This window comes from Nocardia sp. GTS18 (genome assembly GCF_013839555.1).
In the GTDB taxonomy this organism is placed as follows: Bacteria; Actinomycetota; Actinomycetes; order Mycobacteriales; family Mycobacteriaceae; genus Nocardia; species Nocardia rosealba.
In genome coordinates, this window is the sequence record NZ_JACBIU010000032.1 from 1 (window position 1) to 26,064 (window position 26,064).

Below are 26,064 nucleotides of genomic sequence, written 5' to 3' on the forward strand. Positions count from 1 at the left end.
GGTCGCCGGGCGTCGGGCGCGGGTCGGCCAGGGACGGGCGGAGGTCGCCGGGCATCGGGCGGCGGGCCGGGGCGGCCGGTCGGCGGCGGCACCCGGCGCCTGCGTGGATCATCGCGTGGGTTGTCGCCGTTCATCACTGTCGAACTCTACTGATCGTCGGGGGCGCGGGCTGGGTTTGCGTGCGCGGTCACTACTGCATACCCATGGTCGGCCCGACCGTTAGCGCGCCGCGCGGTGACACGCCGTCACGGTAGCCAACCGACGCGTCCGCGCAGCACGTTGTAGCCGAGATAGGCGACGGCGTCGATGAGGGCGTGCGCGAGGATCAGCGGCCACAGCCGGTTCGTCCGCTGCCAGTATCGGCCGAAGACGAGACCCATCACGATATTGCCCAGCCCACCCCCGAGGCCTTGGTACAGGTGATAACTACCACGCAGCAGCGCCGAGGCGAGCAGCGAACCGTTCTCCGACCAACCGAGTTTGCGCAGCCTGCTGATGAGGTAGGCGACAACGATCACCTCCTCGGCGACCGAATTCGCACAGGCCGACGCGATGAGTACCGGCAGCCGCCACCAGTGTTCGTCGATCGAATTCGGCACGATGGTCACGCTCACTCCGAGCGCATGGGCGAGCAGATACAGGCCCAGGCCCGGTATCCCGATCACCGCCGCGAGCACCACACCCGCGACCGCGTCGGTGCGACCGAACCGCGCCAAGCCGATCAGACGCGGCCCGATTCCGCTGCGCCACAACAGGTAGAGGCCCAGCGCTGCCCACGCCAGCAGACGCGTGATGCCGACGAGTTGGAACAACAGATCGATGATCGAGTTGTTCGAGCGCGACGCGTTCAGCGCCACCGTCCGCCCGCCGACCCCACCCGGTGACAACGCGGAATCGAGCAGTGAAAGCCCCGCACTGATCCCGCTGAGCCCGAACGTCACCAGCAGTACGACGCCGATCTCGACCCGGATCCCGAACCGCTCGCGTTCGCTCAGCTGGGTCTCGGGAGGTTCCACGCGCATGCCGCGCAGTGTAGGCAGGAAAAGTCGACCCGTTGCCGCCCAGCCTGGGTGTCCGGTCGGTCTATATACGGCGCAGGCCGTTCAGGAAGGGGCAGCCGGCCAGGAGGCGGACGGCCTTGCTGAGCGACTCGACGTCGTCGGCGGGGGACGAGAAGGGTAGGCGTACATCGTGATCGGCGTCGATGCTCTCCACGCGCAGCGTCATGCCGTAGCGGTCGATCGACAGCGGGTGGACCCGGCCGCCCTGCAGGCGGGCGGGCAGGTGGCGTGCGAGTTGGGCGATGAGGTCGGCGTGGTCCTCGGCCATGTGGGCCAGCCAGGCGCCCTCCATCTCGCAGAACGGGTCGGCGGTGGCCGCCCGCAGGTCGGCGTGGTCGACGGATTCGGCGCCGGAGGTGTCGGCGAGCACCGCGGAGTTCACCACCACCCGAAGCAGAGTCGCGCCGTGGCCTACGTCGAGCAGGCCGGGATGCGGGAAGTCCTTGGCGATTTCGACGGCGAGCGCGCGCTGGGCGTGCGGCGGCACCTGACGCACCCAGCCGCGCAACCACACCAGCGCGCGCACGGGCTCGCGCAGCGGCAGGGGTGCGTGGTCGGTGAGTTCGAGCACCGCGGAGGTCTCGTTGGCGGTGGCGGCGAGGGCGGCGGCGAGCGAGTCGGCGGGAACGGCGATCACCGCGTCACCGCAGCGGCGCAGGTGATGCAGGGTGGTCGGCACGGGGTCGATGCCGGGCAGTGCGAGCACCGCGGTCTCCGCGCGCAGACACGCACTGCGCACGCGCTCGGCAGTGGTGGGCGCGAGAATCGTGGTGGGGCTCGACATGTCAACCTCCGCGACGGTGAATAAGGTAACCCTAAGCTAAGTTACGCGGCGGGTTCGCGCAAGAGGTCCGCCGCCGACACGCCGAAAGCGTGCCTCTACCGTGGTCGAATGGCGCACGACGACACCACCTCTCCCGGCGAACCTGTGCTGGTCAGCCTGTCGGCCCCGCGCCGCAGCCTCGTCGCGGGCTTGATCCGCCCGCTCGGCAGCACACCCGACGGCACGCGCGTCGTCGACGTCGACATCCCCGACCCGGAACTGGCCGCCGCCCTGGTCGAGGTGGCCCACGCCGACGGCGGCTTCGTCGCCCGCACCGAGAGCGGCCCCCGCGCGCTCGCCGTCATCGCGGGCACGGTCGCCGCGCTCTGCGGTGAGGACATCCCCACCGCCCTCGCCGCACCCGATCTCCCCTTCCTCACCGCACTGAAACCCGCCGCTATCGAGGCGACCCGAACCGTGCTGCTCGCCATCGAAACCGGCGATGAGCAGTCGGTTCGCGCGGCGGTGTCGGTCCTCGAATCCTGACGCGAGGCGCGCGGACCGCCGGTCCAGCTAATCTTTCTGTGTGCCGCGTATCGCGTATTTCGGGCCATCCGGAACCTTCACCGAGATGGCGCTGGTGCAGTTCGAGAAATCGGGGGCGTTCGACGAACCCGTCGAGCGCATCGCCGCGCCCAGTCAGGGCGCGGCACTCGACCTGATCCGCTCCGGTGCGGTGACGGGCGCCGTCGTCCCGATCGAGAGCTCGGTCGAAGGCTCCATCCCCGCCACCCTCGACTCGCTGGCTGTCGGTCCGCGCCTGCAGATCGTCGCCGAGACCGAACTCGAGGTCACCTTCACGATCCTCGCCCGGCCCGGCACCGCCCTCGCCGACGTGCGCACCCTCGCGGCCTATCCGGTGGCGGCCGCGCAGGTGCGCGAGTGGGTGGCCAGGAACATGCCCGAGGCGACACCGTTCATCTCGGCCTCCAACGCCGCCGCCGCCGAGGATGTGGTCGCGGGCACCGCCGACGCGGCCGTCTCCACCGCCCTCGCCGGTGAACGGCTCGGCCTCGTCGCCCTCGCGCAAGGCGTGGCCGACCACGAGCAGGCCATCACCCGTTTCGTGCTGGTGCGCCTGCCCGGCGTCGCCCCGCAGGCGACCGGTGCCGACCGCACCTCCGTCGTCCTCGAACTGCCCAACGAACCGGGCTCACTCATGCGAGCCTTCGCCGAATTCGCCACGCGCGGTGTCGATCTCACCCGCATCGAATCGCGGCCCACCCGCACCGGCATGGGCACCTACCGGTTCTACCTCGACTGCGTCGGCCATATCGACGACCCGGCCGTCGCCGAGACCTTGAAGGCGCTGCACCGCACCGCCCGGATCCGTTTCCTCGGCTCGTGGCCCGCCTGTTCGGCGGTCGGCACCCCGCCACCGTCGGACGAACCCGCCGCGGAATGGTTGACGCAATTGCGAAAGGGGGTCGCGGACCTATGACAAACCGCGCGAAGCTGATCCTGGTCCGCCACGGCGAGACCGAGGGCAATGTGGCCCGCATCCTCGACACTCGGGTCCCCGGCCTGCCACTCACCGAACGCGGTGTGGCACAGGCGAAAGCATTCGGCGACACGCTGATTCGCCCGCCCCGCGTGCTGGTCGCCTCCGAGGCCCTGCGCGCCCGCCAGACCGCGGGCTACATCGAGGCCGCCACCGGCACCGCCACCCAGGTCCTGCCCGATCTCTACGAAGTGCAGGTCGGCGAACTCCACGGCCGCTCCGACCGGGACTCCCACGAACTGTTCCAGCGGATCTACCGTGGCTGGCACCACGGCGAACTCGACACACGAACCCCCGGTGGCGAATCCGGCCGTGAGGTACTCGACCGCATCCTCCCGGTACTCGCCCAGCTACGCGCGCAGTACCTGGACGACGACGAGGACGGCGACGTGGTGGTCGTGAACCACGGCGCCGCAATGCGTTTGGTCGGCAAGGAACTGGCAGGCGTCGCGCCGCCGTTCACCACCAACAACCACCTCGACAACACCGAGACGATCGAGCTGCTCCCCACCGAGGACGGCGGCTGGGAATGCCTGCGCTGGGGCCGATTCACCCCACCGTTCACCGTGAAGGCCGACCCCACCCCGGACGACCCGATGGGTTGAACGCTCCGGCTGGCGCCTCCGGTTCACGGCTGAGTTGTGGGGGCGTCGGTGCTTGGAGAGGGCGCGACTGGGGGTTGGTTGTGGGGGGGTACCCGGCTCTGCGCGGTGGGGTCAGGAGCCGGGGATGGTGGCCTTGAATTCCTCTCGGAGCGGGAGGGATTCGATGAGGTCGGCTACCGCTGTGCGGAGGCGGGCGTTGGTTCCGGTGGCGATGGACGACCACTTCACGCCGTCGTCGGCGACGCTCGCGGTGATGATGAAACGTCCTGCGCGCGTGTTGAACACGGCGATGTGGTTGTCCTGCACTTCACGGGTGCCGTCGCCGTAGGCCACGCCGACGATCTCGGCGTAGGAGTGGATTTCGACCAGCGCCGAGGCGAGAGTCTTCGCGTCGGTGGCCGGCTTGCCCACCTCGCTGAGCCGCGCGGCGGTTGCGGCGGCATCGCCGGTGTCGCCGAAGATCGGGGCGAGCTGCTCGGTCGGCGCGTTCATGCCGTACAGCTCGAGTGCCTCGGTGGTGCCGAGGGCTTGCAGCACCGCGCCGGGCAGGTCGAGACCCGCGTCGTCGATGACATAGGAGTCCGGCCCGCGCAGGGCCACGACCGCGCGGTCGTCGCCCTGCGCCAGACAGAACCGGTTCACCTGGCCGGCGACCACCCACCGCAGCGCGATGATCCACTGCGGCCGGTAGAGCACCCGTAAGCGCTCGGCGAGTTCGGGCACCACCACGTCACCGAACAGCAATTCCCGTTCGGTGAGCAGCTTTTCGGCTGCCTCCATGGCCGCGTCGTGCGCCGAGACATGGTCGTAGCGGCCCATGGCGTCGAGCACCACGGGCATCTCGTCGAACTGCAGCTGCTCGAGCAGGAACTGCATCTCGTCGAGCGAGAGCACCACCGCCTCGAGCAGCGATCCGCCGCCGCCCCCGCCGAGCACCGTCACTTGGCCGATCCGGTGAGATCGGCGCCGATCACTCCCTCGGCGACATAGCGGCCATCGGTGAACGCCTCGTCGGAGCGTCCGTAGTCGTTCGCGTCGTGTTCCTCGTCGTCCTCGCCCTTGGCGCGGTTGCCGAGCAGCGGGTTCGCGGCCGGCTGGGAGTTGCGCACGGGCGCGGCCTCCGAGCGGGTGACAACGGTCTCGCCGACCGGCGCGGCCGCGGGAGCGCTCGACGACGGGGCACCCCAGCCTTCGGGCAGCTTCAGCCCGTTGCCACCGAGCGACACCCCACCGAGGCTCGCCGACGCGGTGGACATGCCACCCATGGCGGCGGCTCCGGCTCCGGCGGCCATCGCGGGCGCGACACCGGCGGCGGCGGGAACGGTCGAGGTGGCCGCCGACAGCGCGGTGGCACCGATGTTGCCGACCGTGCCGACACCACCGGACACGACGCTGCCCGCCACGTTCGCGGCCTGGGTGGCCGCGCTGACGACGCCGGGGTTGGACACGAAGGCCTGCGCGGCGGCCACGGCGGTCTGCAGCGGATCGCCGCCGCCGAACTCGCCCTGGGCGGCCGAACCGGCGCCGCTGGCGATGGCGGGCGGCATGGCGAACTCACCGGGGGTGGTGACGGTGGCAGTAGTGGCGGCCTCGTAGGTCTCCATCACCAGCGCTGCGCGAATATCCATCGCGTGCCGGGCGACCTCGGCCACCTCGAACGCGCCCGACACCACGCCGGGCGGGTTGGCCGAAGCCGCGACCGCCGCGTTGGTCGCGGCGATCTCGGGCAGGCTCGGCATGGCGATCGAGGCGACCGTGTAGGCGGTGGCGTTGGCGGCGGCCTTGGCGCTCATGGTCGCGGCCATCACGCTCTGCTGCCCGGTCCAGTGCAGGAACGGCGCGAGCCGGCCGAGCACGGCCAGACCGTTGAGGCCCTGCAGACCGACGCCGACCTCGGCGATCACGCGGGTGACGGTGAAGGCGGCGTCGCCCCAGGCGGCAGCAAGGGTGCCCCAGGAGGTGGCGGCAGCCGAGATCGGGACGGCATGCGCGCCCGCGTTGAGTGTGGTCGAGTTGACTTCGGCCATGCGCGGCAGCCAGAAGACCCCGGTGATCCCTGCGGTCATACTTGTTTCTCCCCTGAATGAATGATCGTCGGCGGGTTCGGGTTACACCTGGACGGCGTTGATCGTTGCCGCGCCGGCAATGTCCTCGCCGATGTGGGTGACCAACTGCGAGCGCAGGGTTGCGGCCGCGTGGTGCAGCTCGAGAATGCCCTGGGCGATGGCGCCGTCGTGTGTAGCCGCGGCGCGGTTGAAGTGTCCAGCCGCCAGCAGCGAGACCTCTTCGGCGCCCGAGGGCAGCACGTGCGTGGTCGGCCCTGCCAGCGCGGCTGCGGCGGCGAGCCGCTCGGCAAGCAGATCCAGCTCGGCGGCCGCGGCGAAAATGATCTCCGGTGCGACGAGAACGTGTCCAACCATGACCCGACTCCTTCTAGTGGCGACTAACGGGAACCACGAGAATTCCCCCTACGAGTGATAGGACGCGAGAGCGGGTCGTTCGGTTCCATCGATTTCCCCACCCAACTTCGCTAGCCCCATCCCAGCTCATGTAGCCGGTCGTCGTCAATCCCGAAATAGTGTGCTATTTCGTGGATCACGGTGATCGCGACTTCCTCGACCACCTCGTCGTCACTGCTACAGATGTCGAGAATAGCCTCCCGATAGATGGTTACGGTATCGGGAAGCGAACCCGCGTAGTAACTGTCGCGTTCGGTGAGGGCGACGCCGTGGTAGAGACCGAGCAGCGAGGGCTCCTCGTCATTACGCGCCTCCACCAGCACCACGACGTTGTCGATCGCCCCGGTGAGCTCGGGTGGGATGAGGTCGAGCGCGTCGCCGACCAGTTCCTCGAACCGGTCGGGCGACATCCGTTCGGTCATCGCGGTTGTGGCTGCGGCGGCAGCGGTGCGGCGCCCGGCAGCGGGGCCGGTGTGGAGCGGCCGGTGTTGGGTGGCGGGACCGGAGCCTGTCCGTCGATCAGGATTTCTCCGCGCGCCGAACCGACGATCGGCGCGAAACCCTCACGGTCGGCGCCCTTTCCGAGCCAGCAGTCGAGTTGGCGGCTGCCCGCGAGCCAACTGGTCGGTTCCAGATAATCGAAGAACAGCGTGAGCGTCTTGTTGCGGATCGCGTCGGGGCTGCCGAGGTACTCGGTGGACAACCGATTGCATTCGGCCTCGACGAACTTGTCCTGATCGGCCTCCGAGGGCGGTCCACCGGTGAAGTTCTTCCCCAGGTCGACGTTGCCGACGATCTCGACCGCGTGCGGTTGCGCGCAGTCCACCGGATCGGTCGGCAGGTTCTGGTTGATGCCGAGGCAGGTGCCGACGGCGTGCACCTTCGACTGGTCGCCCTGGGTCGCCGAACCGGTCGAGGCCGGACTGGTCGACGTGGCGGCCACCTGCAGACCGCACCGCAGCGTGCGGTCACCGTGCTGCCAACCCGCCGGGCTCGGCGACATCACGTTCACCATGAACTTGCCGCGCGGATCGAACCGCCCACCGAGGTAGCGCTGCACCGCGGGCACGCAGTGCTCGTCGCGCAGCTCGGTCATCCGCAACGAGTCCGGGTGCCGGGTGCCGTCGCCGAACTCGCGACCCGGGTAGGCCTTCAAGTCGACGACACCGGCCACCTCGAACAGGTGCTGGTCGGCGCAGTTCACCTTCAGCAGGTCGCTGCGGTCGGGCTTTCCCCAGGTCAGGCAGTCGCCCTCGTTGGCGCTGCTGAACTCCTTGTCCCTGACCACGGGCGCGGCGCCGGGCTGGTGTGCCTCCACCTTGTCGGATTCGAAACCGGTCACCGTCATCGTGACCAGCGCCGCGAGCACCGCGCCGAGCGCGCCGATCAGCAGTCCCCACCGCAGTTTCGTCGCCGACAGATGCAGCGGACCGGCGCCGCGTTCAGCGGTTTTCTCGGCCGGGTCGCTCTGATGATCGGACACGACGGCGATTGTATGGGAGCCGATCGACGCGGCGGGCGGGCTCAGCCGCGCAGAGCCGAGACGAAGATGCCGGGCAGTCTGCGCAGCTTGCCGTCACCGTAGAAGCCGGTGAGCTTGCGACCGGTGGCCGCGGCGGTCTTGTTGGCGACGAACCACGGCGGTTTCGGGGTGGTGGCGAATTCGCCCGCGAACAGCGATCGGGGCGCCGGGCGGAACGGTCCGCGCACCACCGTGCGTTCGACATCGTCGAGCAGGAAGGCGTTGTGGACGACGCCGATGCCGCTCTGGATGTCGTCGATGGTGTGTCCGGGGAAAGCGCCCCAGCTCGCACGTGGCGTCAGGAACGCCAGACCGGTCCACGAGTTGATCGCGACGGTGCCGTAGCGCAGGTTCGCCACGGCTGTGTCGAAGGCGTCGCCGAGTTCGCCGATGGTCGCCGGATGCGCGAGCAGGTTGGCGCCGAGCGTGCCCATCAGCTCGTCGTTGGCGAAATCGACGGCCTTGTCGAGGAATTCCGCGCCCGTGCCGGGCAGTTCGACCACGCCGAGGACGGGGGAGAAGTACTCGGTGCGCAGCAGCGGGGTGCCGGTCGTCGGCAGGTTCTCGACGAGCACGCGGCCGTTGGCCCGCCCGGCGTCGGGGTAACTGGCCAGCGCGCCCTCGACGCGGGTGTCGCTGCCCGGGTAGTAGGCGGTGCGGACGGGGGCGTTGTCGATGGCGGCGCGCAGTTCGGTGAGGAACTGTTCCTTCTGGTCCCAATCGGCGCTGAGCACGACCGTCTGCGCGGCCACACAGTTGTAGCCGCCGTTGTGCAGGCGCATCGTCGCCACGTGCTCGGCCTGGAACTTCAGGTCGGCCTTGCTCCACTTGCCCGGCACGATGATGCACGGCGCCACGCCGCCGAGTTCGCTGGTGATCGGCTTGGTCAGCGCGGGCTCGCCGGCCTGCTTGCGGCGCTGCGCGTCCTCACCGACACCCCACACGATCGCATCGTGGGTCGGCGCGCCGCCGGTCATGTGCACGTGGTCGACCTTCGGATGGTTCACCAGGTAGCCGCCCTCGGGGGCGCCGCCGGTGAGGATGCGTACCACGCCGAGTTCGATGAACGGGGCGAACACCGCCTGGAACACCGGCAGCAGCGGATCGGTGATCGGGTTGAGCTTGAGCGCGACCACCCGGTTGTTGGCATAGAGCTCGTAGAGGGTGTCCAGCGGCGCGATGGACATGATGTTGCCCGCGCCGAGTACCGCGCCGACACCGTTGGTCTGCTTCGGATCACGCTGGGCCAGACCGGCTTTGCGCCGCGCGGTGGCCGCGTCGACACCCGGACGCAACCACACCTCGGCGCTGAACCCGTTGAGCAGCAGCCAGTCGTAGAAGCCGTGTGGCAGCGCGGGCACGCTCACCCGGCCGCCGGGCGCGGTACCGAGGTCGACGCCGTCGATCGGGCTCGCGCCACGCTCGAGCGCCGCCATCGACTCGCTCAGCGCCTTGGCGCCTGCCAGCAGCGTCATCGGGCCCGACATCCACTCCTCGCCCAGCAGGGGGCTGTCGGCGTCGAGCTTCTTGATCGTCCTGGCCGCAGCCACCCACGACTCGGCGTCGCGGGCGGTGAGCGCGTGCAGCTCGTCGAGCAGCTCGCGGCGGCGGCGCAGATCGGTCGCAGCCCAGGTTTTCGCCCCCTCGGTGAGATCGTCGAGCGCGGTATCGATGACGGCGGTGTCGAAAGTGGTACTCACCCCGCAACTATGCCCCCGCCCGGGCACGTTGGCATAGGCCGAAATTCTGAGGATCGCGTAAACAACTAGGCTGTTTTCTCATGATCGACCTCCGATTCCTGCGCGAGAACCCGGAAGCCGTCCGTGCCTCGCAGCGGGCCCGCGGTGAGGACCCCGCGCTCGTCGACGCCCTGCTCGAAGCCGACGCGGCCCGCCGCGCCGCCGTCGCCACGGCCGACTCCCTGCGTGCCGAGCACAAGGCCATGGGCAAGGTGATCGGCAAGGCCAGCAAGGAAGAACGTCCCGCGCTGCTGGCCGCCGCTACCGACATGTCGGCCAAGGTCAAAGAGGCCGAGCACGCCCAGAGCGCGGCCGACGCCGATCTCGACGCCGCGCATCGCGCGATCTCCAATGTCGTGCAGGAGGGTGCGCCCGCCGGCGGCGAGGACGACTACGTCGTGCTCGAAACCGTCGGCACCCCACCGCAGTTCGACTTCGAGCCGAAGGACCACCTGGAGCTCGGCGAGTCGCTCGGGCTGCTGGACATGGAGCGCGGCGCCAAGGTGTCGGGTTCGCGGTTCTACTTCCTCACCGGGCACGGCGCGCTGCTGCAGCTGGGTCTGTTGCAGCTGGCCGCGCAGCGGGCGGTCGCGAACGGTTTCACCATGATGATCCCGCCGGTGCTCGTCCGGCCGGAGATCATGGCCGGTACCGGTTTCCTCGGTCAGCACTCGGACGAGGTCTATCACCTCGCCGAGGACGACCTGTACCTGGTCGGCACCTCGGAGGTGCCGCTGGCGGGCTTCCACGCCGACGAGATCCTCGACCTGAGCGCGGGCCCGAAGCGGTACGCGGGCTGGTCGTCGTGCTTCCGTCGCGAGGCGGGCAGCTACGGCAAGGACACCAGGGGCATCATCCGGGTGCACCAGTTCGACAAGGTGGAGATGTTCGTCTACACCACTCCCGAGCAGGCCTCGGCCGAGCATCAGCGCTTGCTCGCCTGGGAACGCGAGATGCTGGCCGCGATCGACGTGCCCTACCGGGTGATCGACGTGGCCGCGGGCGATCTCGGCAGCTCGGCCGCGCGCAAGTTCGACTGCGAGGCGTGGGTGCCAACCCAGCAGACCTACCGCGAGCTCACGTCCACCTCCAACTGCACGACCTTCCAGGCGCGCAGGCTCTCGGTCCGCTACCGCGACGAGAACGGCAAAGCCCAGATCGCGGCGACCTTGAACGGCACGCTCGCGACCACCCGCTGGATCGTGGCGATCCTGGAGAACCACCAGCAGGCCGACGGTTCGGTCCGGGTGCCCGAGGCGCTGGTGCCGTTCGTCGGCACCGACGTTTTGACACCGTAGAGCTTTCCACTGTTTGCTGGTCAGGCATTTATGTGATGTGGCAAACATCGGAACCGAACAACATCTAGGCTGGTGCTCGTGCGAGGAATCGGGGCGCGCGGCGATACCCGAACCCGGGTGCGGGCGGCATCGGCGTTGGCGACGGCAAAAGTCATGGCCAGGACAACGGGGGCGTTCTACGTTCTCGGCGGTGTCCTCGGCCTGACCATCACTGCCGTCGCACCGGGCGACGACGGCAACCGACTGCTGGTCGGCACCGCCGCCGCGGTCGCGCTGCTGCTCGGTCTGACGCTGCTGGCCTGGGGCCCGCGCATGCCGCACGCGCTGCACCACCTCTACCTGGCGACCGCGACCGTGCTGGTCACCATCGCGGTGCATTCGTTCCCGAACCTCGTCGGCGGGATCACGCTCGCGTCGTTCTACGTCTTCATCGCCTGCGACGCGGCACTGTTCTTCGCCTGGCCGCAGGCCGCCGCGCACATCGGCTTCGCGATGGTGCTGTGCCTGTGGGTGCTGCCCGACCGTGGGCTGCCGTGGTGGTCGGGCCTGATCCCCGCCGGGGTCACCTTCGGGGCCGGGGTGGTGGTCGGCATCCTCACCCGCATGGCGTCCGACGCCGATATCGACGTACTCACCGGCCTGCTCAACCGGCGCGGCTTCGAAAAGCAGCTCAACCCGGCGATCGACGCGGCCGGACGCGGTGGTCAGGGTCTGTCGCTGGTGCTGGTCGACCTCGACCGCTTCCAGAAGATCAACGACCACCTCGGCCACCGTGCCGGCGACGCCGTTCTGCAGCGCGTGGCCGACACCTGGCTCGACCTGCTGGCACCCGATCAGGTGCTCGCCCGCTTCGGTGGCGACGTGTTCGCGCTGCTGCTGCCCGGCACCACCGAGCAGGCCGCGATCCTGCTCACCGAACAGCTGCGTGCGGCGGTGACCATGGGTTGTTCGGCCGGTGTCACGTCGTGGCAGCCGGGCGAGTCGGGCTCGCTGCTGATCAGCCGTGCCGATGTGGGTCTGTACCGGGCCAAGCAGGCCGGACGCAACCGCACGGTGCTCGAATCGTCGCGGCAGTTGCCGCTCGCGGTCGAGTTGCGCGAGGCCATCGACAGCGGCGCCCTCGACGTGCACTACCAGCCGATCGTCAGCCTCACCGAGGACGGCGGCCAGGCCGTCGGTGTCGAAGCGTTGCTGCGCTGGTCGTCCAACGCGCAGCCCGAGGTCACCACCGAGGGCCTCATCCGGGTCGCCGAGGAATACGACCTCATCTCCGACCTGGACGAACTGGTGTTGCGCCGCGCCTGCGCCGACGCCGCCCGCCTGCAGGAGAGCTTCGCCTCCCTGAACCTCACGCTGAACGTGAACGTCTCCGGCCTGGAACTGGCCGAAACCGACTACGCCGAACGGGTCGCCACCATCCTCAACGACACCGGTTGGCCCGCCGACCAGCTCGTGCTCGAGGTGACCGAAAGCGAACTGGCCGCCGAATCCCAGACGGCCATCGCCAACCTGCACACCCTGCGCGACCGAGGCGTGCGCATCGCCATCGACGACTTCGGCACCGGCTACTCCTCGCTGAGCCGCCTGGCCACCATCCCCAGCGACATCCTGAAGGTCGACCAGTCCTTCGTCGCCGCCATCCGCTCCGATTCCCCCGCCCCACCCCTGCTCGGCGTCATCGCCGCCCTCAGCAAATCCCTCGACCTACAGGTGATCGCCGAGGGCGTGGAAACCGAATACCAGGCCGCCGTCCTCACCGAACTCGGCTTCGCCCTGGCCCAGGGCTACCACTACAGCGACTCCCACCCGGTCGCCGACCTCATCAACGACCTCAACACCCCCCACTCCGACGACGACGATTCCCTCGCCGCCAACGGCTGGATCCCCCTCGGCTGAGCCGGCTTCGAAGCTGTGCCCGGTCCGCGGCCGCGCAGGAGCGGCCGCATGACGAAAAGTCGGTTGACGGGTGGTGGGCAGTGGCGAACGATGGACGCATGCGGATGCTTGTTTACGCCTGTTGACCTTTCTCGCTGTGTAGGCGCCTGGTGGCGGCGGTGAGTCGTGCGCCCGGCAGTGTGCGTGGGCTCGGGGTTCGCGCGGTGCTGTTCAAGGGCTCGCGGGATCTGCTGCCCATTTATGCGCTCTACGGTGTGCTTTTCGCTGATCACGGGCTCGGAACCGCACAGATTTCGTTGTTGCTCGCGCTGTGGTCGATCACGGCTTTCCTGCTCGAGGTGCCCTCCGGGGCGTGGGCGGACACGGTGTCGCGGCGGGGTCTGCTCGTGTTCAGCGCGGTGATGCAGGCAGCCGGTTTCACGATCTGGATGGTCGCTCCCTCGTTCGCCGGGTTCGCGGTGGGGTTCGTCGTGTGGGGGATCGCCGGTGCGCTGGAATCGGGCACGTTCGAGGCGTTGATCTACGACGACCTGGTGGCGCGCGGGGAAACCGCTCAGTACGCGCGCATCATGGGCTGGGCTCGGGCCGCGCAGGAGACGACCGTTCTCGTCGCGATCGTCGCGGCCGCACCGCTTTTCGCGTGGGGTGGGTATGGCCTGGTCGGCTGGGTGAGTGTCGGCGTCGGTGTCGTCCACACCGTCACCGCGCTGGCACTGCCCCGTGCGCCGGTGGCCATTTCGGCGACGGAAGTCGATGCTCTGGACGACGACGCAACGCCACCTCCCGGTGTTACCGCACCAGCGGGCGTTGTCGAGGCGGATCGACCGGTGCACAAGCGGTATGTGGCGATGCTCCGGACCGGGATCGCCGAATCGATGCATGTGCGGCGAGTGCGTCGCGGCGTGTTGCTCGGCGCGCTGCTCTACGGCGTCACCGCTTTCGACGAATACTTCGGCCTGCTCGCTGTTTCCGGCGGCGCCTCGCCGGCCACCTCCGCGTTGCTCGTCGGCGTGACCGTCGCGGGCTCGCTGGCTGGTTCGCTGTTGGCGGGGCGCACCGAGTCCGCGCCCGCCCGGCTGGTCGGAGTCGCCCTGTTCGTCGCGGGGATCTTGTTCATCGCCGGTGCGTTGGCTGTCGGCGCCGGACTGCTGTGGATCGGATTCCTCGGGATCGCCGTGGCGTACGGGATCGACTTCAATGCCGAGGTCGTCGCGGGCGCGCGCCTGCAGGACGCGATCGAAGGCCGCGCACGGGCAACGGTCACCTCGGTGGTCGGCTTGCTGTCGGAGGTGGTGGCGTTGGCGGTCTTCGGTGTCGTTGCCGCTGCTACACAGTGGGTTTCGATGTCTGTGGCAATCGCCGGGTTGGGAGTGGTGTTGTTGGCAGCCGGGCTGGTCGCACCGAGTTGGTTGCCGGGACGGAAGTGATCGTGGACGACCCGATGGAGTACGGGTCGTCACCCAGCCGCTGTCGGTTCGCGCATCGGTAGTGTCGAGAGCTACGACGGCGGAAAGGGCGGAGTGGTCGGGCGCAACGGTCTCGGAGCGATCTTCGGGTTCTGCATCGGCGGCGGTGTCGCGGTGCAGGGACGGATCAACGGGGCACTCGGAGCGGAACTCGGCGACGGCGTCGCAGCCGCCACGATCAGTTTCGGAATCGGCCTGCTGGCCCTGCTGATCGCCTTCGCGGTCAGCCCGACCCTGCGATCGGGCCTCGGCTCGGTCCGCACCGCCACAACCGACGGCAGCTTGCGCCCGTGGTATCTCCTGGGCGGTGTGTGCGGTGCGTTCTTCGTCGCGAGTCAGGGCCTCACCATCGCCGCCATCGGCGTCACGGCCTTCACCGTCGCGGTCGTCGCCGGCCAGCTCCTCAGCAGCCTCGTCGTCGACCGGGTAGGTCTAGCACCGAACGGCCGGACACCGATCACCTGGTGGCGGGTGCTGGCCGCCGGCCTCGGCATCATCGGTGTCGTCCTCGCGGTGAGCGGCCGCGCCGCCCCCACCGCCGCCGACACCGGTGTCCCCGACTACCTGCTCATCGCCCTACCTGCCCTCGCAGGCATCGGCCTGGCCTGGCAGCAGGCGGTCAACGGCCGCGTCGGCGCAGTCGGCGGCCCCTTCCCCGCCACCCTCGTCAACTTCACCGTCGGCCTCATCGCCCTCTGCCTCTTCGACACCTACACCCTCCTCACCAAGGGCCTCCCCACCCAATTCCCCACCACCCCCTGGCTCTACCTAGGCGGCCTGATCGGCGTAGCCTTCATCGCCCTCGCCGCGATCACCGTCAGCATGATCGGCGTCCTCCTCCTCGGCCTCACCTCGGTAGCCGGCCAACTGGTCACCGCCCTGATCCTCGACACCGCCGAAGGCCGCCTGGCGCCATCGGCCCTCCTGAGCTGCGCGATCGTCCTGACCGCGGTGATCATGGCAAGCCGAGCCGCATCGTCACCGCCGGAGAAACCACGCAACTGACCAGCATTCGTGGCCTGGTGAGCACGTCGCCGACACATCGGCGAAATGCTAGGTTGCTGGCGAGCGAGCGCGCCGATGGACGATGGCGCGCTCACCCGCGTCGGCGGGTCCGAGCTGGGGGAGTGCAGTGATCGAGCCGTTGTCGCCGACCGAATCACCGGTGATCGGTCGTTACCGGGTGCAGGGTGTGCTCGGGTCGGGTGGGATGGGTCGAGTGGTCCTGGCGACCGGGCCGGACGGCCGATTCGTCGCCATCAAACAGATCCACGCCCACCTGCTCGACGACCGCGAGTTCCGCGCCCGCTTCGAGCGCGAGGTCGCCATCTCGGCCCGGGTGTCGGGGGCGTTCACCGCCGCGGTGGTCGACTTCGACACCACGGGCGAACCACCCTGGCTCGCTTCGCTGTTCATCCCCGGTGTGCCGTTGGACAAGGCGGTCCGCGAACTGGGACCGCTGCCGGTTCCGGCGATGCGCACGCTCGCCTCCGGCTTGGCCTCGGCACTGCACTCCATCCACAGCACCGGCCTGGTACACCGGGACCTCAAGCCCGCCAACGTCATTCTCGCCGGCGACGGACCGCGCGTGATCGACTTCGGAATCGCCCAGGCCACCGGAACAGGGGCGCCGCTCACCGAGGTCGGCGCGGTGGTCGGCTCACCCGCCTATATGTCGCCGGAGCAGGCGATGAGCGAACCGGTGACGTCGGCGAGCGACGTCTTCTCTCTGGGTTCGATGCTGTGTATGGCCGCCACCGGCAAGAGCCCTTTCGCGGCCAACTCGGCGCCGTACACCCTGTTCAATATCGTGCACAGCGAACCGCAACTCGAGAATGTGCCGGTCGAGCTTCGTGAGCTGATCGCCGGCTGCCTGCGCAAGGACCCGAAGACCCGGCCCACCCCCGCCCAGATCCTGGACTACCTCGGCGTCCTGCCGGTCCAGGCACAACCCTGGCCCACCCCGGTCCACGCCCAGATCGCCGAGCAGACGCGAAATCTCATCGCCCTGACATCGGATCCCGAATCAACACAGATCATTCCGACTCACACGCCGATCGTCGCGCCGCCGTCCCCGGCTCCCGCCCGCAAACGCCGCCCGGTCCTGCTCGGCCTCGGCGCCCTGGTCACCGTCCTGATCGCTGCTGCGACCGGCGTCATGGTCCTGACCTCGGACGACGAATCCGCTCCAGCGCCCAGCACGGTCGCCACTCCGACGAAAACGATTCCGCCCCTGAGTGAACTGCGCGGCATCGACACCTGCGCATGGGTGAACCAAGCCCTCGGCGCGACCCTCCCCGAAGAGGCAGCAGACAAGGCCGCGACAACGGTCGCCGACTGGCGCTGGCTCCCGACCGCGAGCTGGGGTTGCGACGGAAGCTCGGGCGGTGCCCGTCTGGCCGTCGAAATCGGTGCCGCACTCGACGGTTTCGGCGCAACCAGCAAGGTCGCCAACGGTTACGGGGTCGCGCAACGCGGCGAGGACTGTGCCTTCGGCATCGAAGGCGGCGCCGACGGACAACGCTGGGGCATCGTGGTCGACACCTTCACCCGCGTCGACTGCGCCCTCGCCGACCACGCCGTCGATCGGCTCGCCGCAGCGATCGGTGCCCTGTCCGCCGACCCGGCCGCAGCACAGTCGCTGTCATCGGTGGATCCCTGTGCGCTGCTGGATGATCCGACGCTCGGCCGGGCGACCGCCAAATCCGCGCACGTGTGTGAATGGGTACGCGACAACAACACCATCCGGATCACGACGTCGCAACCGCGGCAGCGAGTACTCCCAGGCAAGGCAGTCGATCTGGGTGACGGAGTGATCGTCGAGGAAGACAGCATCGGCGCGATCGGCGAGCACCGCTGTCAGCGGGTGTACCTGTTCCGCAAGATCGGCGAGACCTACCGCGAGGACGTCGAAGTGCTGGTCAGCAATCCCGCCGAGAGCGATGACGAGCTCTGCGCGGTGGCAGATCCGCTGATCAAGCAGGCGGTCGGCAGGCTGCCTGCGCGGTAGCGGCGGCAAACGCGGGGGTGATAGCTTCACGGCAGAGTTTCGAAGGGGGATGGGCGTGCGCTATCGCTGGGGTGCGGCGCTGTTGTCACTGTGTCTGGTCACCGCCGCATGCGGTGACCAGGCACCCGACCACGGCGAATACGCGCTGGTCGCGCAACCGGGCGACTACGACGACGGCCCGAGCCGGATGCGTGGCGCCCTGGTCGAATCGCTGCGCCTCGGCGAGCGGGTGATCTTCGCCGACCGCATCGACCCCGAGCTGACCGCGGGCAACGGCGGCGGCCCGCTGGTCGGTGTGCGCGGCGTCGACGATCTGCTCTCGGGTGTGCAGCGCACCGCCCTCGACCCGTTCGACGTGCTCGCCGGGTTCGGCGTGATCGGTGGTAACGGTCTCGACGACAACGAACTGAAGAACAAATTCCTGTCCATCACCCTGCTGTCGCTGCCGGACGAAGCGCAGGCCACCGCGGCCGCGCAGGCGATGGCCGCGGCAGATTTCGGTGCGACTCCCGAGAACGCGCCCATCGTCCTCCCCGAATACCCTGCGGCGCTGTCGCATTGGCGGCCCGGTGTACCGACGGTCGGTAGCTGGCTGGTGTGGAAGAACCTGGTGATCCGGCTCTACGCGAAGATCGTCGACCCGAATCCCGAGCAGCTGGCCGACCTGCTCACCCGCACCTATCGTGCCCAGTTGGCCGAACTCGAAACATTCACGCCCACAACGCCAGCCGATCTGTCGAACCTGAGACTCGATCCGGACAAGCTGCTTCCACGGGTCGTGAAAACCGATGACTACTGGCCCGACCGCTGGGACTTCTTCGTGTCCGGCCCCCGCGCATTCGCACTGCGGAACAACGAACCTCGTACGCGTATGCGCGAATTCGAGGCCAACAAGGTCGACACGATCGCGGTGGCGCACAACAAGTTCCTGTATCGCACCGCGGACAGCGCATCCGCCGAAAGCTACGCCGAGGTCGAGGAACAGCAGATGCTCACCCGATACCGCGAAACCTCGGGGGTGGCGGGTCTGCCGGGTATCTCGTGCTACAGCGCGCTCCGACCGGAGCCCGCGTCGGTCCCCGCGCGTCGGTTCGCGTGCTTGGTGCGGCACGGCGAATTCGTCGTCCGTATCAACGGTAATCAGGAAGTCGAGACCCGGCGCCAAGCCGTGGCCCAATACGCACTGCTCGGTGGTTCGTGGTGAGTGAAGCGCGCATGACATCGCTGGGGCCACGTGATCCCGCGCAGCTCGGCCGCTACCGGCTGCTGGCCGTGCTCGGCCGGGGTGGCATGGGCCAAGTGTTGCTCGGGCAGGCACCGGACGGCCGACTGGTCGCGGTGAAGCAGATCCATCAGCAGTTCACCGGCAACCCGGAGTTCCGCGCCAGGTTTCGGCGGGAGGTGCTCGCGTCCCAGCAGGTCACCGGTGCGTACACCGCGGGCGTGATCGACCACGATGCCGAGTCCGAAACGCCTTGGCTCGCTTCGGAGTACATCGCGGGACCGGCACTGCAGGACATGGTCGCCGAGTTCGGCCCCCTGACGGTGAGCGGTCTGAAACTGCTGGCCACGGGCCTGGCGATGGCCTTGCTCGAAATCCACCGCACCGGTCTGGTGCACCGGGATCTGACGCCGAGCAATGTCCTGCTCACCAATGACGGTCCACGGGTGATCGACTTCGGCATCGCCCGCGCCGTCGAAGACGACGTCACCCTCACCGCCACCGGCGCCGTGATCGGCTCGCCCGCGTACATGTCGCCCGAGCAGGCCGAATGCCGCACGCTCACAGCCGCTTCCGATGTCTTCGCCGTCGGTGCGATCCTGGCGATGGCGGCTACCGGCACGAGCCCCTTCGCGGCGGCGTCCACACCGCAGGCCCTCTACAACGTCCTCTACGGCACGCCGGACACCACCGCGATCCCCGGACCGATCCGTTCGCTGGTCGACGCGTGTCTCGCCAAGGATCCGGCCGCGCGACCCACTCCCGAGCAGTTGCTCGACGCCGCGGCCCGCATCGACGCCGAACCCGTGTGGCCGGTGCGTATTCGTCGCCGCATCGCCGATCACCAGGCGGAGGCGGCGGCGTGGGCCAACGGAACCGCGTCGGTAGCGGCCGTCGAGGAGTCGCGACCCGATCGGAAGCTGCCGCGCCTGGCAGCGGCGGCGGCAGTGGTGTCGGTATTGGTCCTCGGCTGCATCGCACTGGTCGGCATCGGCCGGGACGGCACCGCGGTCGCGATGGACGACCCGCCGCTGGCGCTGACCGAGGAGGAGACCCGGCGCCTCGACATCTGCGCGCTTCTGACACCGCAGGTGATCGGTGAACTCGGCACCTCCGTCAGCGGGGTGGAAGGGTACAGCCCCTCCGATTGCCGGTCCACGTATCGCGATCCCGCCGGTCGCGAGATCAACATCTCGCTCGACACAACCCGGCCCGATTACGCCAACGACCCGCCGCTCGGGCAGACCATCAACTGGATGCCGGTGCTCGGCGACGAGCGGGAGTCCGCCTCCTGCCGTCGTTCGGTCAAGGAGCAGAGCGGCAGGCAGACGGTGTTCTCCGTCACCGCGAGCGTGCCGGGCGGTGACGGGTGTCCGGTGGCCGAGCGAGCTCTCGCTGCCATCGTCCGGCGCCTGTCGGTCGACCCTCCGCTGCGCGACTACCCCGACAACTCGATCCTCGCCCTCGACCCGTGTGCCCTCGTCGATATGGCGGCTGTCCGTGCCGCGGTAGGCGATTCCGAGCGATCCCGCGCGCCGCACAGCTGCAATTTCTGGGGCACCGACGGCTCCCTCTATCTCGACCTCACCGAAAAGACCCGACCTGACAGTGTTCGGACCGGCAACGCCCACCCGACGACCAGGACGATCGGCGATCGCACGGTCTACGTCGGCCGTGACGACGCCACCGTGTGTGATTTTCTGGTCATGACGCGGCCGAGCCGCGACGACCTGGCCGAGCAGATATCCGTGACATACCACGCCGCGTCTTCACCCCCCGCCGGCCCCTGCGCCCTCGCCACCCCCGTGCTCGAATCCGTCCTCCAGAAGTTGCCTCCCTCATGACGATTCATCCACCGGGCCCGGACGATCCGCAGACCATCGGCCGATACCGGGTGATCGGCGCGCTCGACCCGTCAGCCGGTGACCACAGTGTGCTCGCCACCGGCCCCGACGACGCGCTCGTGGTCGTGCGGCAGGTGCGCCCCGAACTGCTCGCGGAACCCGAATTCCGGGTGCGGTTGCGGCACAGTGCCGTTGCCGCCATGCGCGTCGCCGGGCCGTCCAACACCACGGTGATCGATGTCGACGCCGATGCCGACAAGCCCTGGTTGGCATCGCTTTTCGTGCCTGGTGTGCGGCTCGATGCGGCTGTGGCCGAGCACGGCCCGCTGCCGGTCCCCGCTGTGCGTGCCTTGGCCGCCGCACTGGCGTCCGCTCTCGGCGCCGTGCACGCCGCCGGGTTGGTACATCAGCGATTGCGCGCCGACACCGTCCTGCTGGCGAAAGACGGTGGGCGCCTGGGTGATATCGGCGTCACTCCTGCGGCAGGCCTGTCCACCACCGGAACAGCGACCACCATCGGCACGCCCGACTTCTTGGCACCCGAACAGGCACTCGGTCTGGAACTTACCCCCGCCGCCGATGTTTTCGCGCTCGGCTCGGTGCTGGCCTACGCAGCGTCGGGAGTGGCACCGTTCGCGGCGCCGTCGGTGCCGTACACCCTGTTCAATATCGCCAATCGCGAACCCGATCTGAGCCGGGTGCCCGAACCGCTCTACGAGATGCTGGCCGCATGCCTGCGCAAAGACCCGGTGGCCAGGCCCACGCCCGCACAGATCCTCCAGTATCTCGGTGGTGCACCGAGTGGCCCGCCGCCCTGGCCCGCACCGGTTCTCGACGACATCGGACGGGTGCAGCAGGAGATCTCGGCGCTGCGTGCCGCCGCACCTGCCCTCACTCCACCGGAACCGGAGCAGGCGAAGCCGTTCGCCGGCGCCGTCGGCGCCAAGTGGACCTCGCTCCGGCAAACAGCGAGGAACGCACCGGAATACGGTCGTGAGCGGTGGATAGGCGCGAGTGCTCGAGCGCGCATCGGCATCGCGGGCGGGCTGGTCGTGGTGTTGCTCGCGCTGGTCGGGCTCACCTACTTCGTCACCCGTCCGGAGAGTGAACCTGGTCCGGTGACCGGCCTGACCCTGGCCGAGTTGCGCCGCATCGATGCCTGCGCCTGGCTGACGTCCGCGATCGGCACAGAGGTCCCCGTGGCACCGACTCCGCTCCCTGCCGACTCCTGGAAAACGCGACAGACCGGCCCCTGGGGATGTTCCCTCGACTCGGGCAAGTACATCCTCAATCTGGAGCTCGGTAAGGAAGACGAGTACCTCACCCTGAATCAGACTGTGGTCGACGGTGTTCCGATCACCCACGGCAGTCCGTCCGGGTGCGTGCGCGCCATCGCGAGCCCGGGCGACGAACGCGAAGCGGGCATCGTCCTCACGCTGCTCACCCCACCTTCGGTCAAGGACTGCGCGGGTGTCGACCACGTGGCTGCCGCGCTGGCCCGCTCGCTGACCACGGCCCCGCAGGCCGAGCAGCCGTCACCTCTCGCCTTGCTCGAACCCTGCACCCTGCTCGACCGCGATGCCGTAGCCGAGAGTATCGGCCCGCTCCCACCGGCACCGACCATCGCCGACGCCCACACCTGCCAATGGGACGCGCGCGTCCGGTTGAACCTGCAACTCCTGCGCACCAGCCCGGTGACCACGGGCAAGAACACCCAGGTGCTGCGCGTCGACGGTATGGAGATCTACCGCAAGGACGGCCTCATCGAATGCACCCGCGCCTACCTCGTGCCGAATGCCGGGGAGGAAACGGTGCAGGTGACCGTCGAAGGAATGCCGCAAGGCACCGGCCAATCCTGCTCGATCGCCACCACATTCCTGCGCCAGGCCGTGGAGAAACTACCGAAGCGGTGAGCAAGGAGGGGATACTCGGGCGGGGATCGTCGACGGAAGGGTCGGGATGGATCAGCTCGGGGTTGCGGTTGTCGGGTTCGGGTTGGCGGGGGCGGTGTTTCATGCGCCGTTGATCGCGGCGGAGCCGAGGATGCGGGTGGCGGCGGTGGTGACGTCGTCGGCGGAGCGGGCCGCGCAGGCGCGGGCGCAGCATCCGGGGGTGCGGGTGTGGGAGAGCGCGGAGGAGATGTTCGCCGAGGCCGACGATGTGGATCTGGCGGTGATCGCGACACCGAACCGGACGCATGCGGAGCTGGCGGTGAAGGCGTTGGTCGCGGGGTTGCCGGTGGTGGTCGACAAACCGTTCGCGGTGAAGTCGGCCGATGCCGACGAGGTGGTTTCGGTGGCGGAGCGGGCGGGGCTGCCGCTGAGTGTTTTCCAGAACCGCCGCTGGGACAACGACTTCCTGACCGTGAAAGCGCTGATGGAGGGGGGCGAATTCGGCGAGGTCCGCCGGTTCGAGTCGCGGTTCGAGCGGTGGCGGCCGGTGTCGAAAGGCGGCTGGCGTGAGGTCGGCTCCGCCGAGGACGGGGCGGGGATCCTGTTCGATCTGGGCAGTCACCTGGTGGATCAGGCACTCGCCCTTTTCGGCCCGGTCACCGAGGTGTACGCCGAACTCGACCAGCGCCGCCCGGACGTGCAGGCCGACGACGACGCCTTCGTCGCCCTCACCCACGCCTCCGGCGTCCGCTCGCACCTGTGGATGAGTGCCGTTGCGCCTCAACTGGGTCCACGCATGCGCGTGCTCGGTTCCACCAACGGCTACACGGTCTCGGGCCTCGATCCCCAGGAAGACGACCTGCGTGCCGGCCGCCGCCCGGACGACGGAAAACCGTGGGGCACAGTCACTCCCGACAAATGGGGCATCTTCGGCGCAGGCGAGGACCTGAAGACGATCCCCACCCTCCCCGGTGACTACCCGGCCTTCTACGCGCAGATGGCCGCCGCGCTACTCGACGAGGCACCGGTCCCGGTGGACCCACGCGACGCCGTGGAAACTCTGCGCATCCTGGAATACGCCCGCCACGTCGCCACCCCGCCCGAAGACGACTGAACCGCGCCGGAAACGAGAAACGGGCGGTGCCGTCACGCACCGCCCGTCCCGAATCCGAACCTCAGAGTTTCTGGGACCGCAGTTCGTGCCCCTTGGACGTCTTGCAGCGCCCCGACTCCAGGTCCCACTGCCACCCGTGCAGGTTGCAGGTGAGGTTGTTGCCTTCCACCACACCGAATTTCGACAGGTCGGCTTTGAGGTGCGGGCAGCGGCGCTGCACTTCCCAGCCGTCGAGTTCGATGGTGGCCGAGTCGTCGTGCGCCTCGGCGAACCAGCCGTCGGCGTAGGCGATGCGCTCGTCGGTGAGGCACTTGAAGAAGGTGTAGAGGAATTCGTTGTAGCCGCCGATGCGCCACGCCTGGAAGCGGGTGGACAGGAAGATCGTGTTCACCCAGTCCGGTTCGTCGTCGCGCAGCACGGTGCGTACCAGTTCGGGGGCGATGCGGAAGCCGTAGCGGTAGCGGCCTTCGCCCTCGATGGGCTCGCGCACGGTGCGCTGCGGGAAGTCGAGGACGATGGTTTCCTCGCCGAGCACCAGGCCCACGGGGTAACCGATGCCGTCGCTGATGAGCGCGCTCTGCTTCATGATCGGCTCGAACAGCTCGCGCAGCGGCTCGAGCAGCGAACCCTCACCCTGCTCCCACGTCGCCTTCTCGGCGGCGAGCACGGGGGCGAAGCGTTCGGCCATGTCGGCGATGTAGGCGGCCTTGTCGCCGTAGATGCGCTGCGGGTCGAACGGGTGCGTGAGATCCAACGAGGAACCGCGCACGTCGGCGACGGACCCGGGGATCATCAGGATCCCGCCCTTGTTGCCGTGGATCTCCATCTGCTCGAGAAACACGATCTGGTCGGGGAAGATGTTGCCCTCGTCGCCGCGGTCGTCGTTGAGGTAGCGCAGTTCGTCGTCGAGGAACACCGGCGGACCGGCCGAGGGCACCACCCAGGTGGCGCCGACCTGCTCGATGTAGGAGCGGGCCCGGTCCATGCCGCGCTGACGTTTCTGCTTGCCGAAGTTGGCCTTGGTGCGCGCGGGGATGTCGTAGACGGCCGGGTACCAGATGGCGCCCGAGTACTGCAGCAGGTGGATGTCGATGTGCCCGAACGCGTCGTGGATCACGTCCATGTCGACGGGGCGGGCGTCGTTCATGTTGAAGCAGGTGGTCTCGCCGTCGGAGACGAGGATGCCCGAGTCACCGATGGGGCCGTCGGCGGGCGCGCGCAGCGCCACGATCATGATGTCGAGCGAACCCTTGGGCCCGGTGACGGTGTGCTTGACCGAGTCCTCGGTCTCGAAGAACTTGGTGAAGCCGAGCGCCTCGAGTTCGCGGCGCAGATCCGGCACCGGGTAGTCGGGCAGCAGGACCGTCGCGTCCTTGTTGACGTGCTCGCGCAGCAGCGCGGCGTCGAAGTGGTCGCGGTGCAGGTGCGAGACATAGAGGTAGTCGACGTCGCCGAGCGCCGCCCAGTCCAGGCCGGTGTTGTCCGGGAACGGGAACCACGACGCGAAGTAGGCGGGGTTCACCCACGGGTCGCACAGGATGGTCCCGGCCTCGGTTCGGATGTGGAAGCCAGCATGTCCGACACTGGTGATCTGCACGAGCTATGTCCTCCTACCAGGATCTGATTCGCCGACGCACCGGGCTCGACCTGGTGACGCGAGCCGCCGCCGAGCTCTGACCACTGCGGCGGCACCAGCCAACAAGGGTAGTGGCTAAACCGTTACATCACCGATGCAGTAGCCCTCGGGGGTCGAGACGACGGTGAATGTGCGCGTCCTGGTGCCCCCGGGGGAGGTGGTCACCGGGACCTGAACCGCCAGGTAATCCCCCTGAACTCGTTCGGATGATAGCTCTTGGTCGGCGAAGGAGGTGACATTGCCTACTTTGCCCGAGTCGGTGGCCAGCGGGGGTGCTGTGGGGTTGCCGGAGCCCTGTGGGTCCCAGGTGGCCGAGCTCGCCGCGCAGGTCAGGGGGTGGATCTGTTCGGTGTCGTCCGGGTTGAGAGGTTTGCCCGTTGCGCGGGCCAGGTAACGGCGAACGGTGTGACGCGCGTCGGCCTCGTCGTAACCCGGCTCGACACCGGCGGCGAACACCCGGCCGCAGGCGTAGCCCGTGGCGATGTCGCGCTGTTCCACGGTGATCGTCGTCGTCGCGTTGCGCCAGGTGACGGTGTCGGCGGTGGCGGTGCCCGGCCTGCTCAGGGCGGCGAGGATCGACTGCGGGTCGACGTACATGTCGGCGACGGTGCGCGGCGGGATGGTCCAGCACTTGGCCTGTAGCTCGGTGACGGTCGACGAGCGCAGGTCGGCGGCCCAGCGGCGCACGGCGGTCACGGCATCCGGATTGCCCGCCACCGCGCCGACCTGCGGTGCGTCGGCGGGCAGCGGCTCGGTGGTCGGTACCGGTGTGGTCGCGGCCTCGGTGGCGGTCGAGGACGAGGCGGCTGCCGAGGTGCTGGTGGCAGGCGCGGCCACCGGTTCGTCGCCCGGAATGCCCGATACCGAGTCGCAGCCGGCGATCAGCGCGGCGGCGGTCAGTCCCGCGGCCAGCGCGCTGGCACGGCGGGTCGGAGCAAACGGGGGCAGCTGAGCGCGTTGCACTTCGACGTTCCTC

General features: G+C 68.9%; 22 protein-coding genes. 12 read left to right on the forward strand and 10 right to left on the reverse strand.

Features of this window, described 5'->3' with window-relative positions; translation table 11 throughout:
• Window positions 1-245: 245 nt before the first annotated feature.
• Window positions 246-1,022: a CPBP family intramembrane glutamic endopeptidase gene (locus tag HYG95_RS20620; protein ID WP_181700166.1), complete on the reverse strand. Its 777-nt coding sequence runs from the start codon at window positions 1,020-1,022 to the stop codon at window positions 246-248.
• Between the two features lie 61 nt (window positions 1,023-1,083).
• Entirely contained in the window at window positions 1,084-1,845 is a 762-nt protein-coding gene (locus HYG95_RS20625; protein WP_181700167.1) for a DUF2470 domain-containing protein, read from the reverse strand.
• 108 nt (window positions 1,846-1,953) lie between these two features.
• Here HYG95_RS20625 and HYG95_RS20630 point away from each other — a divergent pair, with 108 nt between their 5' ends.
• Genes HYG95_RS20630 through HYG95_RS20640 form a run of 3 tightly spaced genes read left to right on the forward strand, consistent with a single transcriptional unit; the run spans window position 1,954 to window position 3,990 of the window.
• Window positions 1,954-2,370, forward strand: a complete 417-nt coding sequence (locus HYG95_RS20630) for a hypothetical protein (RefSeq protein ID WP_181700169.1) — start codon at window positions 1,954-1,956, stop codon at window positions 2,368-2,370.
• A 40-nt stretch (window positions 2,371-2,410) separates the two neighbouring features.
• Window positions 2,411-3,325 (forward strand): prephenate dehydratase, encoded by a 915-nt coding sequence (gene pheA / locus HYG95_RS20635; RefSeq protein WP_181700171.1) that lies wholly within the window; start codon window positions 2,411-2,413, stop codon window positions 3,323-3,325.
• A complete protein-coding gene (locus HYG95_RS20640; RefSeq protein ID WP_181700173.1) occupies window positions 3,322-3,990 on the forward strand; it encodes a histidine phosphatase family protein in 669 nt (222 codons plus the stop codon). The genes pheA and HYG95_RS20640 overlap by 4 nt, the downstream gene beginning before the upstream one ends.
• A gap of 111 nt (window positions 3,991-4,101) precedes the next feature.
• On the opposite strand, the gene HYG95_RS20645 is transcribed toward HYG95_RS20640, so the two are convergent.
• The 6 genes from HYG95_RS20645 to HYG95_RS20670 all read right to left on the reverse strand — a co-directional run bounded on the left by HYG95_RS20645 (window position 4,102) and on the right by HYG95_RS20670 (window position 9,671).
• A complete protein-coding gene (locus HYG95_RS20645; protein ID WP_181700175.1) occupies window positions 4,102-4,932 on the reverse strand; it encodes an ESX secretion-associated protein EspG in 831 nt (276 codons plus the stop codon).
• Entirely contained in the window at window positions 4,929-6,056 is a 1,128-nt protein-coding gene (locus tag HYG95_RS20650) for a PPE domain-containing protein (protein ID WP_181700177.1), read from the reverse strand. Before HYG95_RS20650 ends, HYG95_RS20645 begins: the two co-directional genes overlap by 4 nt.
• A gap of 42 nt (window positions 6,057-6,098) precedes the next feature.
• Window positions 6,099-6,410 (reverse strand): PE family protein, encoded by a 312-nt coding sequence (locus HYG95_RS20655; protein ID WP_181700179.1) that lies wholly within the window; start codon window positions 6,408-6,410, stop codon window positions 6,099-6,101.
• Window positions 6,411-6,520: 110 nt separating this feature from the next.
• Window positions 6,521-6,871, reverse strand: coding sequence for a metallopeptidase family protein (locus HYG95_RS20660; RefSeq protein ID WP_067495311.1), 351 nt, complete (start codon window positions 6,869-6,871; stop codon window positions 6,521-6,523).
• The gene (locus tag HYG95_RS20665) at window positions 6,868-7,932 is read right to left on the reverse strand and encodes a septum formation family protein (protein ID WP_181700181.1); all 1,065 of its coding nucleotides are present in this window, start codon (window positions 7,930-7,932) and stop codon (window positions 6,868-6,870) included. Before HYG95_RS20665 ends, HYG95_RS20660 begins: the two co-directional genes overlap by 4 nt.
• A 41-nt stretch (window positions 7,933-7,973) precedes the next feature.
• Window positions 7,974-9,671: an aldehyde dehydrogenase family protein gene (locus HYG95_RS20670; RefSeq protein WP_181700183.1), complete on the reverse strand. Its 1,698-nt coding sequence runs from the start codon at window positions 9,669-9,671 to the stop codon at window positions 7,974-7,976.
• An 80-nt stretch (window positions 9,672-9,751) separates the two neighbouring features.
• Between HYG95_RS20670 and serS the strand changes: the two genes are divergently transcribed.
• The 9 genes from serS to HYG95_RS20715 all read left to right on the forward strand — a co-directional run bounded on the left by serS (window position 9,752) and on the right by HYG95_RS20715 (window position 23,452).
• Window positions 9,752-11,008: a serine--tRNA ligase gene (gene serS / locus HYG95_RS20675; RefSeq protein ID WP_181700185.1), complete on the forward strand. Its 1,257-nt coding sequence runs from the start codon at window positions 9,752-9,754 to the stop codon at window positions 11,006-11,008.
• A gap of 78 nt (window positions 11,009-11,086) precedes the next feature.
• Window positions 11,087-12,904 carry a bifunctional diguanylate cyclase/phosphodiesterase gene (locus HYG95_RS20680; protein WP_225281685.1) on the forward strand — a complete coding sequence of 606 codons (1,818 nt, stop codon included), beginning with the start codon at window positions 11,087-11,089 and terminating at the stop codon, window positions 12,902-12,904.
• A 158-nt stretch (window positions 12,905-13,062) separates the two neighbouring features.
• Window positions 13,063-14,331, forward strand: coding sequence for an MFS transporter (locus HYG95_RS20685; protein ID WP_370465862.1), 1,269 nt, complete (start codon window positions 13,063-13,065; stop codon window positions 14,329-14,331).
• Between the two features lie 93 nt (window positions 14,332-14,424).
• On the forward strand, window positions 14,425-15,375 hold the full coding sequence (locus tag HYG95_RS25220; protein WP_181700189.1) for a DMT family transporter: 951 nt from the start codon (window positions 14,425-14,427) through the stop codon (window positions 15,373-15,375).
• A gap of 127 nt (window positions 15,376-15,502) precedes the next feature.
• Window positions 15,503-17,380, forward strand: coding sequence for a serine/threonine-protein kinase (locus HYG95_RS20695; RefSeq protein WP_181700191.1), 1,878 nt, complete (start codon window positions 15,503-15,505; stop codon window positions 17,378-17,380).
• Between the two features lie 55 nt (window positions 17,381-17,435).
• Window positions 17,436-18,584 (forward strand): hypothetical protein, encoded by a 1,149-nt coding sequence (locus HYG95_RS20700; protein WP_181700193.1) that lies wholly within the window; start codon window positions 17,436-17,438, stop codon window positions 18,582-18,584.
• A gap of 11 nt (window positions 18,585-18,595) precedes the next feature.
• A complete protein-coding gene (locus tag HYG95_RS20705; protein ID WP_181700195.1) occupies window positions 18,596-20,446 on the forward strand; it encodes a serine/threonine-protein kinase in 1,851 nt (616 codons plus the stop codon).
• Complete coding sequence (locus HYG95_RS20710; RefSeq protein WP_181700197.1) at window positions 20,443-22,359, forward strand: protein kinase; 1,917 nt, start codon at window positions 20,443-20,445, stop codon at window positions 22,357-22,359. Before HYG95_RS20705 ends, HYG95_RS20710 begins: the two co-directional genes overlap by 4 nt.
• Before the next feature lie 46 nt (window positions 22,360-22,405).
• Window positions 22,406-23,452 (forward strand): Gfo/Idh/MocA family oxidoreductase, encoded by a 1,047-nt coding sequence (locus tag HYG95_RS20715; RefSeq protein ID WP_181700199.1) that lies wholly within the window; start codon window positions 22,406-22,408, stop codon window positions 23,450-23,452.
• 61 nt (window positions 23,453-23,513) lie between these two features.
• Here HYG95_RS20715 and HYG95_RS20720 read toward each other — a convergent pair whose 3' ends face one another.
• Window positions 23,514-25,049: a Rieske 2Fe-2S domain-containing protein gene (locus HYG95_RS20720; protein ID WP_181700202.1), complete on the reverse strand. Its 1,536-nt coding sequence runs from the start codon at window positions 25,047-25,049 to the stop codon at window positions 23,514-23,516.
• Window positions 25,050-25,163: 114 nt separating this feature from the next.
• The gene (locus tag HYG95_RS20725) at window positions 25,164-26,051 is read right to left on the reverse strand and encodes a hypothetical protein (RefSeq protein WP_370465863.1); all 888 of its coding nucleotides are present in this window, start codon (window positions 26,049-26,051) and stop codon (window positions 25,164-25,166) included.
• Between the last annotated feature and the right edge of the window lie 13 nt (window positions 26,052-26,064).